Raw genomic sequence first — 15,762 nt, forward strand, 5'->3', positions numbered from 1 at the left:
GAGACTCCGCAGGCCTTGTGCGGTGCGGCATGGCGCAGCCATCCCCGGAAACTGCGGCCATGGTTTGCACCATAAAAGGGATGACGAACTCCCGACAAAGGTGCGACGGCACGCTCGGTAGGAGCCGATTCATCGGCGATCCCGCGGCAGCGGGCGGGTTTGAAGGCGCGGCGCCTTGCGGGGAAGCTCCGAAAACAGTACCATTTTGGTCCGGTATTGACTGTGCCCCTTCCCCGATGCTCCGTGTCAGCCGATTGACCGATTACGCGACCGTGGTGATGACCTGCATCGCCGCGCACCCTGCCGACGTTCTGAGCACTGCCCAGATCGCCGACGAGGCGCGCCTGGAGCTTCCGACGGTGTCGAAGCTGCTCAAGCTGCTCGGCCATGCGGGGTTGGTGGAATCGTTTCGTGGGGTCAACGGCGGCTACCGCCTCGCGCGTCCGGCCGAGGCGATCAGCCTCGCCGACATCGTCGAGGCGATGGAAGGACCCATCGGAATGACGGAATGCAGCGTGGCCCAGGGCCAATGCGATCGTCAGTCCCAATGTGGCGTCAGCGACAGCTGGCGCTCGGTTTCCGGGGCTATCGGCGGCGTGCTGCGCGCCATGACCCTGGCCCAGATGCTGGCCGGGCGCCCCACGGCGCCGGCGAAGGACGCGACCCAGGTCGCGCAGGCGAACGCATGAACGAGAGTGAAAACATGACACGCGACGTGGCAGCCCCTGTGCGCGACAACGCCGAAGTCGTAGAGGCGCTCAACCGCCGCTACGAGGCCGGTTTCGTCACCGATATCGAATCCGACAGCCTTCCGCCCGGCCTGAGCGAGGACATCGTCCGCCAGCTCTCCGCGATCAAGGGTGAGCCGGAGTGGATGCTCGAATGGCGCCTGGCTGCTTACCGGCACTGGCTGACCATGCCGGAACCGGATTGGGCCAAGCTGGATATCGCGCCGATCGACTACCAGTCCGTCAGCTATTACTCGGCGCCGAAGGCCGGTCCCAAGTCGCTGGCTGAGGTCGACCCGAAGCTGCTCGAAACCTACGAAAAGCTCGGCGTGCCGCTGCACGAGCGTGCGCGGCTGGCCGGCGTGGCCGTCGATGCGGTATTCGATTCCGTCTCGGTCGGCACCACGTTCCGGAAGGAACTCGCCGAAGCCGGCGTGATCTTCTGCTCGATGTCCGAAGCGATCCGCGAACATGGCGATCTCGTGCGCCAGTATCTCGGCAGTGTCGTCCCCACCGGCGACAACTATTTCGCGGCGCTCAACTCGGCGGTGTTCTCCGACGGCAGCTTCGTCTTCATTCCGAAGGGCGTGCGTTGCCCCATGGAATTGTCGACTTACTTCCGCATCAACGCGATCAACACCGGGCAGTTCGAGCGCACGCTGATCGTCGTCGAGGACGACGCCTATGTGTCGTATCTCGAAGGCTGCACGGCGCCCATGCGCGACGAGAACCAGTTGCACGCAGCCGTCGTCGAGCTCATCGCGCTGGAACGCGCGCAAATCAAATACTCAACGGTGCAGAACTGGTACCCGGGCGATGAGAACGGCGTCGGTGGCATCTATAACTTCGTGACCAAGCGCGGCGATTGCCGCGGCGCGGACTCAAAGATCTCGTGGACCCAGGTCGAGACCGGTTCGGCGATCACCTGGAAGTACCCCAGCTGCGTCCTGCGCGGCGATCGTTCGGTGGGTGAGTTCTACTCGGTGGCACTGACGCATCACCGCCAGCAGGCCGACACCGGCACCAAGATGATTCACATCGGCAAAGGCACCAAGTCGAAGATCGTCGCCAAGGGCATCAGCGCCGGTCGCAGCTCGAACAGCTATCGCGGACTGGTGAAAATCGAGAAGGGTGCCGATGGCGCGCGCAACTACACGCAGTGCGACTCCCTGCTTATCGGCAAGAAATGCGGTGCGCACACCTTCCCGTACATGGAAGTGAAGAATCCCAGCGCCATCGTCGAGCACGAGGCCACCACCTCGAAGATCTCCGACGACCAGCTGTTCTACTGCCTCTCGCGCGGTATCGGCGAGGAAGACGCGGTCTCCATGATCGTCGACGGTTTCTGCAAGCAGGTATTCCGCGAGCTGCCGATGGAGTTCGCCGTGGAAGCCAAGAAGCTGCTCGAAGTCTCACTCGAAGGCGCGGTGGGCTGAGCATGGGCATCGCCGRCTCCGCACCGGGCCTGACGGATCTGCGCGCGCTCCTGGCCGCGCTGGACCCCGAACTGGATCCCGTGCCGAAGCGCTTCCTGCATGCCTCCCATGAGAAGGCGCGTGAGCGCGTGGCCGACGCCCTGATGATGTTCCGCGAGGCGGAGGGCACCACGCTCATCGTCGACGTGGATGAAGACAATCTCGGCAACGAGCGCATGCTCTGGGCGCGTATCACCCTGCGTGTGCAGTCGAGTCTCACCGCGGTCGGCATGATGGCCGCCGTATCCGCCGCGCTGGCCAGGCGCGGCATTCCCTGCAATCCCGTATCCGCGTTCCTGCACGATCATCTCTTCGTGCCCTGGGAACGCCGCGATGACGCGCTCGACGCGCTGTCGCACCTCACGCCATGACGGACAGCACCATGCACATGCTTACGATCGACAACCTCCACGCCCGTGTCGAAGGCAAGGAGATCCTCAAAGGCCTCTCGCTCACCGTGAAACCCGGTGAAGTGCACGCGATCATGGGGCCGAACGGCGCGGGTAAATCCACGCTGGCCAATGTCCTTTCCGGGCGCGACGGCTACGAGGTCACCGAAGKTTCGGTGAACTTCGACGGCCGCGACCTGCTGGCACTGGAGCCGGAAGAACGCGCCGCGGTGGGCATGTTCCTCGCCTTCCAGTACCCGGTGGAAATCCCGGGCGTGAACAACACGTACTTCCTGCGTGCCGCGCTCAACGCGCAGCGGAAGTTCCGTGGTGAGGAGGAGCTGGACTCCATGCGGTTCCTCAAGCTGGTTCGCGAGAAGCTCAAGGTGATGCAGATCTCCGACGACCTTCTGCACCGCGCGGTGAACGAAGGTTTCTCCGGTGGTGAGAAGAAGCGCAACGAGATTTTCCAGATGGCCGTCCTCGAGCCGAAGCTGGCGATCCTCGACGAGACCGATTCCGGCCTCGACATCGACGCGTTGAAGCAGGTTGCCGAGGGCGTGAATGCCTTGCGCTCGCCGGACCGTTCCTTCCTCATCGTCACCCATTACCAGCGCCTGCTCGACTACATCGAGCCGGACTTCGTGCACGTGCTTGCCGGCGGTCGTATCGTCGAGAGCGGCGACAAGAGTCTCGCCTTGAAGCTCGAAGAGCAGGGCTACGCGTGGCTGGCGGATACCCATCCGGAACTGCGCAAGGCCGACCTCGCCGGAGCACCGGCATGAGCCAGGCGCCGTCCCCGTTCGTGCGGGCGGCGCTGGATGCCGCCACGGCCGTGCCGCCCAGCGGCATCGCCTGGCTCGATGCCGCGCGTCGCGAAAACCTGGAGTCGCTCGCTGAAACYGGCCTGCCCGAAACCCGTAACGAGTCCTGGAAATACACACCGCTCCGTGCGTTGTCGCAGCGTGCCTTCTCGCTCGCCGACACGGGCGTGCCGAACAGCCTCGCCGTGGATCCCGCGTCGTACGCCTTGCCGGGCGTTGACGGCTCGCGCATCGTCTTCGTCGACGGGGTGTTCCGCGCCGACCTGTCTTCACTCGACGGTGGTGAAGGCGTGTCGCTGGCGCCGCTGGGCGTAGCGCTGGAAGCGCAGCCGGAACCGCTGCGCTTTGCGCTGGCAAACCGTTACCGCCGCGGCGCCGCCGATGCCTTCGCGCACCTGAATGCGGCGTTGGCGACCGACGGTGTGGTGCTGCAGATAGCGAACGGTACCGACGTTGCCAGGCCGGTGAATGTCGTGCACGTGTCGAGTGGCTCGCAGGCCGATACCGCGTGGCACGTTCGCGTGCTGGTCGACTTGGGGCAGGGTTCTCGCGTTGATGTGGTCGAGCACTTCGTCTCGTTGGGTGATGCCATCCAGCTGGGTACCGTCGTCGCCGACATCGTCGTGCGCGAGGGCGCTACGCTCGGGCTGGTCGTCCTGCAGGATGCCTCGGCCTCGACCACCCTGATCCGTCGCAACCATGTGCGGGTCGAGGCGAAGGCTGCCGCGACCGTGCATGCGCTGGAGCTGGGTGGGGCCCTGGTCCGCCACGAACTCACGACCGAACTGGTCGGGGATGGCGCGCGTTTCGATTCGCGTGGCGTCTTCGCGCTGAGCGGCCGCCAGCATGTCGATACACAGCTCGAGGTGCGTCACAACGCTCGCGACACGACATCGGACGCGCTCTGGCGCGGCATCGCCGACGGCCGTTCGCGAGGTGTGTTCCGTGGCGCCATCGTCGTCGCGGAAGGTGCCGACGGTAGCGACGCCTCGCTGAGCAACAAGAACCTGTTGCTGTCAGCCCAGGCCGAGATCGACACCAAGCCGGAACTCGAGATCTACGCCGACGAGGTCAAGGCCGCGCACGGTGCGACCATCGGCCAGCTCGACGAACGTTCGCTGTTCTATCTGCGGTCGCGCGGTATCCCGCTGGCGCAGGCACGCAGCCTGCTCACGCTGGCGTTCTGCCGTGCCGCCCTCGAATCGCTTCCGAACGAGGCCTTGCGCGAGCACCTGGGCGACCTGCTGGTCGCACACCTGCCGACGGGGCCGTCCGACGCGCTCGTTACGTCCGCCCAATAAATCAGACCCGACACCGAACACCGGAGCCAAGCCATGAACGCCAAGCCCGAGCCAGCGGTGTTGCCGCTCGATGTGGAGCGCATCCGCGCCGATTTCCCGTTGCTGTCGCGTACGGTCCACGGCAAGCCGCTGATCTACTTCGACAACGCCAACACCAGTCAGAAGCCCGTGTCGGTGATCGAAGCGGTGGACCGTCACTACCGTCAGCACAACGCCAACGTCGCGCGTGCCGTGCATACGCTGGGCGAAGAAGCGACTGCCTCGTACGAGGGCGCGCGCGATGCGCTGGCGCGTTTCGTCAATGCGTCCTCGCGTGACGAAGTCATCCTGACCTCGGGCACCACGCAGGCGATCAACCTGGTCGCCTACAGTTACGCGCTCCCACGCCTGAAGTCCGGCGACGCGATCCTCACCACGGTGATGGAGCATCACGCGAATATCGTGCCTTGGCAGCTCGTGGCCGAGCGCACCGGCGCAACCGTCAAGGCGGCGCCGATCGATGCGAACGGCGAGCTGATTCTCGAGAAATTCTTCGAGATGCTGACGCCCGAGGTGAAGCTCGCTTGCGTCGGGCACGTGTCCAACGTGCTGGGCACGGTCAATCCTATCCGCGAGATCGCACGAGAGTGCCGCAAGCGCGGCATTCCGCTGCTCGTCGACGGCTCGCAGGCCGCCCCGCATCGTCGCATCGACGTCCAGGCCCTTGGCTGCGATTTCTACGCGATCACCGGGCATAAGATGCTGGCACCTACCGGTACCGGCGCGCTCTGGGCAAAGCGCGAGCACCTGATGTCGATGCCGCCGTTCTTCGGCGGTGGCGAGATGATCCGCGAGGTACGCTTCGAAGGGACGGTGTTTGCCGATCCGCCGCATCGTTTCGAGGCGGGCACGCCGAACATTGCGGGTTTCGCCGGTATGTCGGCTGCTATCGCCTACATCGAGGCTATAGGGTTCGATCGCCTGAATGCGTACGAACAGGAGCTCCTGGCATACGCCACGACGGCCATTGAGAGCCTTCCGGGCGTGCGGATCTTCGGCCGTGCGAAAGAAAAGGAACCGGTCGTCTCGTTCCTGCTGGAGGGTGCCCACGCCAACGACATGGCGACGCTGCTGGACCTGCAGGGTGTGGCCGTGCGCTCGGGCCACCATTGCGCACATCCCTTGATGCATTTCTTCGGGGTGCCCGCCACGCTGCGTGCGTCGCTTGCCTTCTACAACACGAAGGCCGAGGTAGACGGTTTCATCGAGGCGATCGGCAAGGTGCGCAAGCTGTTGCTTTAAGACAACGGCAAGCCCTGTCTGCCGGCATTTTGTAGGAGCCGATTCATCGGCGATTCCTGCGGAGCGGCATTTGCAGCATGATCGCAAGCACCCGTTCGCCGATGAATCGGCTCCTACAGAGATAGCCCCGCCCGCCTATGACCCCGACTCACACCTTCCGTAGCGCCACCCTTGCCGATGCCCCGCTCATCACGGTCCTGGTCGAGTCCGCTTATCGCGGCGACGCCAGCCGGGCCGGGTGGACCACCGAGGCCGATTTCCTCCATGGCCGGCGCACCGATGTCACCGAGATCGAAGAGCTGCTGACCAGCGAGAACGGTCGCTTCGTCCTGTTCGAGCAAGACGGCGCCATTGGTGCATCCTGTTACATCGAGCGGCAGGGCCCGGTCTGCTACTTCGGCATGTTCTCCGTCCATCCGCCGCTGCAGGGCGCGGGGATCGGCCGCCTGGTCATCGAGGAAGTCGAACGTATTGCCCGCAGCGAATGGGGCAGCGAGCGCATCGAGATGACGGTGATCGACATCCGTGAGGAACTGATCGCCTGGTACGAGCGTCGCGGTTATGTCCGCACGGGCCGGACCAAGGCTTTTCCGTACGGCGATGAGCGCTTCGGCCTGCCGCAGCGGGACGACCTTCGCTTCGAATACCTGGTGAAGGACCTGGGCGCATGAGCGGCTGGATTCGTGTGGGAACGCGCGGCGAGCTCCTGCCGGGCGAGTTCAGGGTGGTCTGGGACGGCGACACCGCTATCGCCGTCTACAACATCGACGGCGCGCTTTATGCCATCGAGGACGTCTGCACGCACGACGGTGGCGAGCTGGCCGGTGGCCCGGTCGACGGCTTCGAGGTGGAATGCGTGCGTCATGGCGCGCGCTTCGACCTGCGTACGGGCAAGGTCACCTGTCCGCCCGCCTATGAGCCGGTCACGGTCTTCCCGGTGGAAGAGCGCGAGGGCGCCATCTGGACCCGCGACGACCGCTGAATTGAGCGGCAGATCTCGCCCTCAGGCTATGGCGCGCAACGCGTTCACGCCCTAAGCTTGCCCGCAGCGACACTTGTACCGGGGAATCCATGCTTTCGAACGACCGTCGGCGCGCCGCGCTCGCGTTCGCGCTCCTGTTCGTTCTCTATCAGGCCGCCGAAGGTATCGGTGCTCGCCTGCTCGGTAGCGTGTCCGTCCAGGCCACCTTCCTGCTGCTGATGCTCTTGARCGCATGGCCGCTCGGTCGCTGGCTCGGTTTCCGCGGCTACGAGGCTTACGCACTCGAGTGGCGGCGCGCCGCGCCGCTCTTGCTGGTGGGCGGACTCGCGCTTGCCTTGCTGATGAAGTACGTCGCCGTCTGTGTGGGCATGGCCTTGAACGTTTATGCAGCGCGGGCGCCCGAGTCGACGCCCGCCGCGGCGGTGTCGTTTCTGTCGTCCATTCCGTGGGTCCTGGTGGTGACGCTCGTGCCTTCCGYGGCCGAGGACATCCTCACGCGAGGGTTTCTGTATCGCGCCGCGCGGATCCGCTGGCAGCCGTGGATGTTCGTCCTCGCCTCCAGCGTGCTCTATGTCCTCGACCACCTCTACCGGCTGGGGCAGGGGCCCTCGGAGTGGGCGACACTGTTCTGCTTCGGCCTCGCGTATGCGACGTCGGTGGTGCGCACCGGCTCGCTGTGGCTGGCTGTTGGCCTGCACTGGGGCTGGAACCTGGCCAACGTACTGATGGGGGACATCCTGCCGCATGATGTCGTGTCGACAACGTGGGCGCCCTTTCTTTCCGCCGCGGCGCACCTGGTCATCATGGGCGTGCTGTTCGCTATCCCTACGCAGCTCGAACGCGACGGGCTCGACGCCGACCTGGCCTGAACTGAAGGGACGGCTCAGAAGTGATAAACGAATGCCAGGGTCTCGGTCACCTGACGGGTCGAACCGAAGCGACTGACGAGCGGACTGGAGGCGGCATCGCCAAATAGCTTGCCGTAGCTCACGGCCAGCGCGAAGCCGGTTTGCTGCGACGTGGGAATGAAGGCGTCGTACTCGATATCCGCCGACTGCCCGCCGGCGCCAGGCTGCCATGCACGCGTACCGAGGTCGTCGGCCTCGCTCGGCGTCACGCCGAAGAAGCGGCGCATGGCCGGTCCGTTCATGCCTTGCACCTGCAACTCGAGCGAATGCTGGATGTACCAGACGTCCGGCAGTTGGTAGTCGGCGTAGATCGCCGCGTATGCGCCAGCGCCATCAGTGTCGTGGGCGATGTGGCTACCAACGCTGAACTTCTTCGTGAAGGCGTATTCGAGGTAACCACCTCCCTGGAAGCGCGGCGACAGCGAGGGGACCTTGCCGCCGAGCTGGCCCAGGTCGTCGCGCGTGCGTCCCCAGAGCCAACTGCCGTAAATGCCGCCATGCCAGTGCTCGCCGTGGATAAGATCGAGCTTGAGGCCATCGGAGGTGGAAAGCTCGCCCACGCCGGGGATTTCGATGTCGACATAGGGAATGCCCTGGTTGCGGCGATCCTTCGCGCCCTGCCACGCGGGAAGGCGTTGCACGCCAGCACCAAAGGCATAGGTGGGCGCGTCATCGTCTGCGGCATGGGCGATCGTGCAGGCTATCAACAGGGACAGGGCGGCAAAACTCGAACGACGCATGCGCAAGAGCCGGGATGGGGATAACGAGAAGCATGCCACAGGCGCCTTATGTCACGCTTTCATCACGGGAAAGGGATCGGAAAGGCAGTCCACGTAGCCTGCGCAGCATCCTGAAAACCGGCTGCTTACGTTGTGCTGAGCTCACCTGACTGGAACATCCTCTGCGACTTTGACGGCACGATTGCCGTCGAGGACGTCATCGACTCATTACTGGACCGTTTCGGCCGTCCGGGATGGGAAATCCTGGAGCGCGACTGGCGCGCCGGCGTCATCGGTTCGGCGGTTTGCATGGCCGGTCAGGTCGCCCTGCTCGACATGAGCCGCGCCGAGCTGGACCGTCATCTCGCCAGCCTTCACATCGATCACGGTTTCGCCGGTTTCGTGAAGGCGACGATCGAGTACGGCATCCCCATGGAGATCGTCAGCGACGGTCTCGATCACGCGATCCACGCCATCCTTGCCCACCATGGCATCGACAGCCTGCCGACCGTGKCCAATCACCTCGACCAGACCGATGCGCGCGCGTGGAACCTCACCTCGCCGTACAGCGTGGCCGGTTGCCGCAGCGGCACCTGCAAGTGCGCCCGCGCCGAAGTGGCCAAGGCACGCGGTGGCAAGACCCTGCTGATCGGCGACGGCGCGTCCGACTTCTGCGCCGCCGATCGCGTGGACTTCGTTTTCGCCAAGAACCGCCTCATCGAGCACTGCCGTGCCGCCGGCATCCCCTACGTGCCGATTGCCAGCTTCGACGAAGCCATCGAACTGCTTCCCGCCCTGATCGACGGCACCCTGCTGCCGCAGACCGTAATGCCCAATACCGCGACGAACGTCCAGGAAATCTCCGCATGACCATCCTCTCCAAGACCCCCCAGGTCGTCATCGACGACGCGACCCTGCTCGCCGACGAGGCGAAGTATTGTTCCTTCGGCGACACCGTTCATTACGTCGATCCGCCGAAGATCTTCCGTCACGCCGAAGGCAGCTACATCTACGACAGCGAGAACATCCCTTTCCTCGACCTGCAGATGTGGTACTCCGCCGTGAACTTCGGTTACGGCAACAAGCGCCTGAACGACACCCTGAAGGCGCAGATCGACCTGCTGCCGCAGGTTGCCAGCCAGTACCTGCACCAGGGCAAGATCGAGCTCGCCAAGACCATCGCAGTCGACGCCAAGCAGAAGTTCGGTCTCGACGGCCGTTGCCACTTCAATGTCGGTGGCGCGCAGGCGGTGGAAGATTCGCTGAAGATCGTGCGCAACGCACGCGGCGGCAAGAGCCTGATGTTCGCCTTCGAAGGCGGCTACCACGGTCGTACGCTCGGCGCTTCGTCCATCACGTCGAGCTACCGCTACCGTCGTCGCTTCGGCCACTTCGGCGAGCGCGCGCAGTTCATTCCGTTCCCGTATCCGTTCCGTCGCCCGAAGGGCATGACGCCGGAAGAGTATTCCGACGCCTGCGTCGCCCAGTTCGCGCGCCTGTTCGAAACCGAATACAACGGCGTGTGGGATCCCAAGGTCGGTGAGGCCGAATACGCCGCGTTCTACGTCGAGCCGATCCAGGGCACCGGCGGCTACGTGATCCCGCCGAAGAACTTCTTTATCGATTTGAAGAAGGTGCTCGACAAGTACGGCATCCTCATGGTGGTCGACGAGATCCAGATGGGTTTCTGGCGCACCGGCAAGCTGTGGTCGATCGAGCATTTCGGTGTGAACCCCGACGTGCTGGTGTTCGGCAAGGCGCTGACCAACGGTCTCAATCCGCTGTCGGGTATCTGGGCACGCGAAGAGCTGATCAATCCGGAGATCTTCCCGCCGGGCTCCACCCACTCCACGTTCAATTCCAACCCGCTCGGCACCGCGCTGGGCCTGGAAGTGATCAAGATGGGCTACGAGCTCGACTACGGCACGCGCGTGGCCGAGAAGGGCAAGCACTTCCTCGACGGCCTGCGCGACCTGCAGAAGCGCCACAAGGAAATCGGTGACGTGGATGGCCTCGGCCTCGCGCTGCGCGCCGAGATCTGCACGGACGACGGCTTTACGCCGAACAAGGCGCTGCTCGACCGCATGGTCGACATCGGTCTTGCCGGCGGTCTCACCCACAACGGCAAGAAGATCGGTCTCGTGCTCGATGTGGGCGGCTGGTACAAGAATGTGATTACGTTCGCCCCGTCGCTCGACATCTCTCACGACGAAATCGACCTGGCCATCGCGTTGCTCGACCAGCTGTTGACGCTGGCCAAGCGGGGCTGATCCCCGACAGCCTAGCGATGGCATAAGTGACTTTGCCCGGTCCGGATGCACGGCCGGGCTTTTTTCGGTTCATCGCGGATTACCGGGGGCCGGGCGCTCGGATTCGCCGTCGCTCTCTACACTTGGGCGTCTCGCGGGGAGACCTTGGTGCCCACCCTCGCGGCTCAGACACGTCCTCCGCGTTCGAGAAGGAAAGGCCGCTCCGCGGCCCCTGTTCTTATTGGCCTACGGCCGCTCCACTTGTGCGGAACTCGCCTCGAGGGTGGACACCAAGGTCTCTCACGACGATACGGTTGAGCTAAAGGAGAGCCGGTGCGTGGTGCCGTCGTCGGCCCCGGCTGTTCCCGCAACACCAGGTCGATGCGGAAGCCGTTGCGGGTAACCGGTGGCCGAACACCTTCCTTGCGTCTGCGCCGCCACGTCCACGCCCGCCGCGGCGTCCACGCCCGCGGCGGCGTGAGTTGATAGCGCCGAGAGAGGCGACGCCTTCGGCGAAGGCGCGAAGCGGCGTTCTACCAGCGCCCGATCACATGCTGCACAAGCAGACTCGTCACCGCCACCGCGGCCCACACGCCTAGCCCGAGCAGAATCGGCCGCGGTCCCGTCGACGCCATCCGCCTCAGGTCCGCCGACAGGCCAATGGCCGTCAGCGCGACAATGATCAGGCACTCCGCAATGAAGTGAATCACCGGCAGGGCGACTTCGGGAACGAGGCCGGTGGTGCGGATGCCCGAAGCCACGAGAAACCAGAGGATGAACCAGGGAAAGATCTTCGCCAGGCTGAAGTCGGTCGCCCCGCTGCGCTTCTCGCGCCAGGCGACGATGAGGGCGATGCCGAGGCTGATAGGAATGATCAGCGTGGCGCGCGTCAGCTTCACGATCGTCGCGAAGTCCCCGGCGGCGTGGCTGTAGCTGTAACCGGCCGCGACCACCGACGAGGTGTCGTTGATCGCCGTGCCCGCCCAGAGACCGAAGCCTAGGTCGGAAAGGCCCATCCAGTGGCCAAGGGCCGGGAAGAGCAGCACCGCGACGAGATTGAACAGGAAGATCGTCGAGATGGCGAACGCGGTGTCGTGCTCGTCAGGCTTGATGATCGGGACGATCGCGGCGATAGCCGAGCCGCCGCAGATGGCAGTACCCACGCCGATCAGCAGCTTCAGCTTGTCGTGCACGCCGAGCACGCGGCCCAGGATCCACGCGGCCAGGCCGGCGGCGGCCACCGTGGCCAGGGTCACCGAGAGCGACTCCATGCCCGTGTGGGCCACCTGGGTCAGGCTGAGTCCGAAGCCGAGGGCGATGATGGACCACTGCAGCACCTGTTTCGAGGCGAAGCGAATGCCCGGCTGGAAGCGTTCTTCCGGTGGCGCGAAATGGCGCACCAGGATGCCCAGCACGATGCCRCAGACGGCACCGCCGATGAGGGGCATGAGCCGGCCGAGACCGAAGGCCACGGCTGCCACCGATAAGGCGAGCAGGATGCCGGGCAGCCGGGGTGAGGATTGGGGAGGCAGGGCGACAGCGGACACGGGGTCGATCCTTTGGGCGATGAGCCATTGTCAGGCGCCGCCGTGGATAAGAATATTGAAAATGCCTGATCGGGTGTATAAGCATTACTTATGCATGCGATCAGTCCGCGCCAGCTCGAGGTCTTCGTCGCCATTGCCACGACGGGCAGTGTGCGGGCCGCCAGCGAGCGCCTGTTCCTGAGTCAGCCCGCGGCGAGCATGGCGCTTGCCGAGATGGAACGGCAGATCGGTTTACCGCTGTTTGCGCGCGAGCGTGGGCGCCTTCGACTGAACGACCGCGGCCGCGAACTTCTGCCGCTGGCGCGCGAGCTGATCGAACGCCATGCCGAGTTCGGCCGCCGTGCCGAGGGTTCGGTGGCGGAGCTCACCGGCGAAATCGGGATCGGTGCGAGCAATACGGTAGGCAATTACCTGGTCGGCGACCTGCTCGGCGCGTTCGCGAGCGGGCATCCTGGCGTCGCACTGCGGCTGGGTGTCGCCAACACCGCACGCATCGCGCAGGGGGTGCTCGATCACGATTTCGACATCGGCTGCGTCGAGGGGCCGGTCAATCACCCGGCGATCGAATCGCGTCCCTGGCGTGAGGACCGGCTCGTCGTTTGCGCCCGTCCCGATCATCCGCTCGCTGGAAAGGCCCGCCTGAAGCGCGAGCACTTCGCGGGCGAGCGCTGGGTACTACGAGAGCGCGGGTCCGCGACGCGTGCCCTCAGCGAGCAGGCACTGGCGGCGTTGCCCGCAGGGAAGGTCGTGCTCGAGCTCGACCAGTCCGAGGCGATCAAGCAAGCGGTGATCGCCGGCCTCGGTATCGCCTGCCTGCCCGAGGTGGCGATTGCGGACGCGGTGACGATGGAGCGGCTGGTGGTCCTGCCGACCCCGTTCCTCGACCTGAAGCGGACGCTGTCGATCCTGTTGCATCGGCAGCGCTACCGGGGGGCTGTCCTGGAAGCGTTCCTGGCCGGTCTCTGACTCAGCCAAGCACGCAACGGTTCTTGCCGGATCGCTTGGCGTCGTACATCGCCGAATCGGCGGCGACGACGATGCGGTCGTAGGCGTCGCCGGGGAGGAACAGGGTCACGCCGATGCTCGCACCGATAGTGACGCCCAGGCGCGACCCGCTGACCTCGAGCGTGTACGGTTCGGCGATCGCATCGCAAAGCGTCTGGCAGCGCGCCAGCGCCGCCTGCGCATCAGCAGCGTCATTGAGAAGGACGGCGAACTCGTCGCCACCCAGGCGCGCGACGGTATCCGACTCGCGCGTGCGGCCGTCGAGTCGACCCGAGATCGCCTTCAGCAGGGCATCGCCAGCCGCGTGCCCATGGGCGTCGTTGACGCCTTTGAAGCCGTCGATGTCGATGTACGCAAGCGCGAAGGAACCGCCGTCCGCGTCGCCCGCGACAATGGCATGCTCCAGTCGCTCACGAAAAAGAATGCGGTTGGGCAGGCCGGTCAAGGCATCGTGGGTTGCCTGGTGGCGAACCAGTTGCTCCATGCGGGTGCGCTCGGCCACCTCGGTGGTGAGTTGCTGGTTGCGCAGCGACAGCTCGTCCAGCGCCTGCTGCAGCAGTGCGCGGGCACGATAGAGCTCGAGGAAGATCTTCACCTTCGATTGCAGAATGACATCGTTGATTGGCTTGGCGATGTAATCGACCGCGCCCGCCGTATAGCCCTTGATGCGGTTGATGTCATCCGCGTAGGCTGCGGTGACGAAGATGATGGGCGTCTCGCTGAGGTGGTCGCTCTCGGAGATGAACTGGGCCACCTCGAAGCCGTCCATCTCCGGCATGTTCACGTCCAGCAGGACGAGCGCGAACTGGTGGTCCAGGCACAAGGCGAGCGCGTCATTGCCGCTGGCGGCTTCGTAGATATCGGCATCCGCGCGGGCGAGAAGCCGTCGCATGGCGACGAGGTTGGCCGGGGTGTCGTCGACGACGAGGATCTTGGGACGATTCGTATTCATGGAAGGCACAGTTCGTTGAGCTTGGCCGCGATGGCATCGAGGGGCAGGCACGCATCGGCGCCTGCCGCCTCCAGGCCCGCGAGGGGCATGACATCCGCTTCCGCAGTGAGGGGATCCTGCACGAGGGCAAAGCCACCGGCACGACGTACGGCGACCAGTCCCTGGGCGCCATCGGAGTTGGCGCCGGTCAGCAGGACGGCGATCAGGCCATCGTGCCAGGCGTCCGCGGCCGTTTCGAAAAGGACGTCGATGGACGGCCGCGCGTAGGCGACCTTGGCATCGACGCTGAGCGAGAAATGAAAGTTCGGTTCCACCATCAGGTGGTAACCGCTCGGCGCCACATGAATCACGCCGGGGTCGGCGGGGGCCCTCTCGCTGGCCTCGACCACGGGCAGGCTGGCATGGCGGTCAAGCAGATCGACCAGAATGGTCACGTCAGCCGAACCGGTATGACAGCAGATGATGATGGGCACGCCCAGCCGCGCGTCGAGGCCGGGCAACACGCATTGCAAGGCGGTGAGGCCTCCGGCGCTGCAGCCGATCACGATGGCCTGTCGTTTCTTCATCGGCTCAGCGCCCTCGCACCGGGACCGCCGACCTGGTAGATACGCAGCGCGTGGTCCACGTCGCCGAAGCCCGCGGCGGCGGGTGAGAAGTCGATGTTCTCGCGGGTGCCCAGGCAGAGGAAACCGCCRCGCACCAGGCTGTCGCGGAACAGGCCGAGCGTGCGGTCCTGCAAGGTATTCGTGAAATAGATGAGCACGTTCCGGCACAGAATGAGGTGCGCTTCGCAGAACACTTCGTCGGTCACCAGGTTGTGGTTGAAGAACGTGACGTTGCGACGGAGCCGCTGGTCGAGCTTGATGAAGTCGTAGCGCGCGCTGTAGTAATCGCTCAACGAATGGCTTCCGCCAGCTTCGATGTAGTTGCGCGACCAGTCGCGGGCCTCGCGCGTGGCGTAGATGCCGTCTGCCGCGATGGCCAGCGCCGTGTCATTGAAGTCCGTGGCATAGATTCGCGAGCGCTCGTACAACCCGGCTTCCTCAAGAAGAATGGCCAGCGAGTAGACCTCCTGCCCGTGTGCGCAGCCAGCCTGCCAGATGTTGATCTCCGGATACGACGCGAGTACGGGAAACACCTTGTCACGCAGCGCACGGAACACCGGCGGGTCGCGGAACATCTCCGAGACCGGAACGGACAGGCCCTCGATGACACGAGCGACGAACCCCTCCTCGTGCAACAGCCGGCTGTTGAGCCCACTGATCGAAGATGTGTCGTGCGTGCGCACCAGCTGCTGCACGCGGCGTTTCAGCGAGGCAGGCGCATACTCGCTGAAGTCGTAGCCGTGGCGCAGTTGCATGGCGCGCACGAAGAGCTGGATCTCGATGTCTTCGACGTCCAC

General features: G+C 64.9%; 17 protein-coding genes. 12 read left to right on the forward strand and 5 right to left on the reverse strand.

The genetic code is table 11. The features are described 5' to 3' along the window. Positions 1–236 precede the first annotated feature (236 nt). The 9 genes from AC1DSN_RS00760 to AC1DSN_RS00800 all read left to right on the forward strand — a co-directional run bounded on the left by AC1DSN_RS00760 (position 237) and on the right by AC1DSN_RS00800 (position 7,849). On the forward strand, positions 237–689 hold the full coding sequence (locus AC1DSN_RS00760; RefSeq protein WP_046965989.1) for an SUF system Fe-S cluster assembly regulator: 453 nt from the start codon (positions 237–239) through the stop codon (positions 687–689). Positions 690–703: 14 nt separating this feature from the next. Continuing rightward, positions 704–2,164 carry a Fe-S cluster assembly protein SufB gene (gene sufB, locus AC1DSN_RS00765; RefSeq protein WP_213948823.1) on the forward strand — a complete coding sequence of 487 codons (1,461 nt, stop codon included), beginning with the start codon at positions 704–706 and terminating at the stop codon, positions 2,162–2,164. Positions 2,165–2,166: 2 nt separating this feature from the next. Continuing rightward, positions 2,167–2,574, forward strand: coding sequence for an ACT domain-containing protein (locus AC1DSN_RS00770; RefSeq protein WP_477329243.1), 408 nt, complete (start codon positions 2,167–2,169; stop codon positions 2,572–2,574). Positions 2,575–2,585: 11 nt separating this feature from the next. Further along, positions 2,586–3,377 carry a Fe-S cluster assembly ATPase SufC gene (gene sufC, locus AC1DSN_RS00775; protein ID WP_477329245.1) on the forward strand — a complete coding sequence of 264 codons (792 nt, stop codon included), beginning with the start codon at positions 2,586–2,588 and terminating at the stop codon, positions 3,375–3,377. Further along, on the forward strand, positions 3,374–4,717 hold the full coding sequence (gene sufD, locus AC1DSN_RS00780; protein ID WP_477296078.1) for a Fe-S cluster assembly protein SufD: 1,344 nt from the start codon (positions 3,374–3,376) through the stop codon (positions 4,715–4,717). Before sufC ends, sufD begins: the two co-directional genes overlap by 4 nt. 33 nt (positions 4,718–4,750) lie before the next feature. Further along, complete coding sequence (locus tag AC1DSN_RS00785) at positions 4,751–5,998, forward strand: aminotransferase class V-fold PLP-dependent enzyme (protein ID WP_213948649.1); 1,248 nt, start codon at positions 4,751–4,753, stop codon at positions 5,996–5,998. A 137-nt stretch (positions 5,999–6,135) separates the two neighbouring features. Next, positions 6,136–6,669 (forward strand): GNAT family N-acetyltransferase, encoded by a 534-nt coding sequence (locus AC1DSN_RS00790; protein WP_477296079.1) that lies wholly within the window; start codon positions 6,136–6,138, stop codon positions 6,667–6,669. Next, a complete protein-coding gene (locus tag AC1DSN_RS00795; protein WP_477296080.1) occupies positions 6,666–6,980 on the forward strand; it encodes a non-heme iron oxygenase ferredoxin subunit in 315 nt (104 codons plus the stop codon). Before AC1DSN_RS00790 ends, AC1DSN_RS00795 begins: the two co-directional genes overlap by 4 nt. An 89-nt stretch (positions 6,981–7,069) precedes the next feature. Continuing rightward, on the forward strand, positions 7,070–7,849 hold the full coding sequence (locus AC1DSN_RS00800; RefSeq protein ID WP_477329247.1) for a lysostaphin resistance A-like protein: 780 nt from the start codon (positions 7,070–7,072) through the stop codon (positions 7,847–7,849). Positions 7,850–7,863: 14 nt separating this feature from the next. Here AC1DSN_RS00800 and AC1DSN_RS00805 read toward each other — a convergent pair whose 3' ends face one another. Then, positions 7,864–8,628 carry a MipA/OmpV family protein gene (locus AC1DSN_RS00805; RefSeq protein ID WP_063573391.1) on the reverse strand — a complete coding sequence of 255 codons (765 nt, stop codon included), beginning with the start codon at positions 8,626–8,628 and terminating at the stop codon, positions 7,864–7,866. 135 nt (positions 8,629–8,763) lie between these two features. On the opposite strand from AC1DSN_RS00805, the gene AC1DSN_RS00810 reads away from it, so the two are divergent. Next, on the forward strand, positions 8,764–9,477 hold the full coding sequence (locus tag AC1DSN_RS00810; protein ID WP_477329267.1) for an MtnX-like HAD-IB family phosphatase: 714 nt from the start codon (positions 8,764–8,766) through the stop codon (positions 9,475–9,477). Beyond that, positions 9,474–10,877, forward strand: a complete 1,404-nt coding sequence (locus AC1DSN_RS00815; RefSeq protein ID WP_477294282.1) for an aspartate aminotransferase family protein — start codon at positions 9,474–9,476, stop codon at positions 10,875–10,877. Before AC1DSN_RS00810 ends, AC1DSN_RS00815 begins: the two co-directional genes overlap by 4 nt. A 512-nt stretch (positions 10,878–11,389) precedes the next feature. Here the strand turns inward: AC1DSN_RS00815 and AC1DSN_RS00820 are convergent. Then, positions 11,390–12,403, reverse strand: a complete 1,014-nt coding sequence (locus AC1DSN_RS00820; RefSeq protein ID WP_477294284.1) for a YeiH family protein — start codon at positions 12,401–12,403, stop codon at positions 11,390–11,392. 90 nt (positions 12,404–12,493) lie between these two features. Between AC1DSN_RS00820 and AC1DSN_RS00825 the strand changes: the two genes are divergently transcribed. After that, positions 12,494–13,369, forward strand: coding sequence for a LysR substrate-binding domain-containing protein (locus AC1DSN_RS00825; RefSeq protein ID WP_477294286.1), 876 nt, complete (start codon positions 12,494–12,496; stop codon positions 13,367–13,369). Position 13,370: 1 nt separating this feature from the next. Here AC1DSN_RS00825 and AC1DSN_RS00830 read toward each other — a convergent pair whose 3' ends face one another. The 3 genes from AC1DSN_RS00830 to AC1DSN_RS00840 are packed head-to-tail and all read right to left on the reverse strand — an operon-like array spanning position 13,371 to position 15,762. Beyond that, positions 13,371–14,360, reverse strand: coding sequence for a diguanylate cyclase domain-containing protein (locus tag AC1DSN_RS00830; RefSeq protein ID WP_213948653.1), 990 nt, complete (start codon positions 14,358–14,360; stop codon positions 13,371–13,373). Next, positions 14,357–14,926: a chemotaxis protein CheB gene (locus tag AC1DSN_RS00835; RefSeq protein WP_477294290.1), complete on the reverse strand. Its 570-nt coding sequence runs from the start codon at positions 14,924–14,926 to the stop codon at positions 14,357–14,359. Before AC1DSN_RS00835 ends, AC1DSN_RS00830 begins: the two co-directional genes overlap by 4 nt. Next, entirely contained in the window at positions 14,923–15,762 is an 840-nt protein-coding gene (locus tag AC1DSN_RS00840; RefSeq protein ID WP_477294292.1) for a CheR family methyltransferase, read from the reverse strand. The genes AC1DSN_RS00835 and AC1DSN_RS00840 overlap by 4 nt, the downstream gene beginning before the upstream one ends.

The sequence above is a fragment of the Luteibacter sp. P4_D7_3 genome (genome assembly GCF_056401735.1).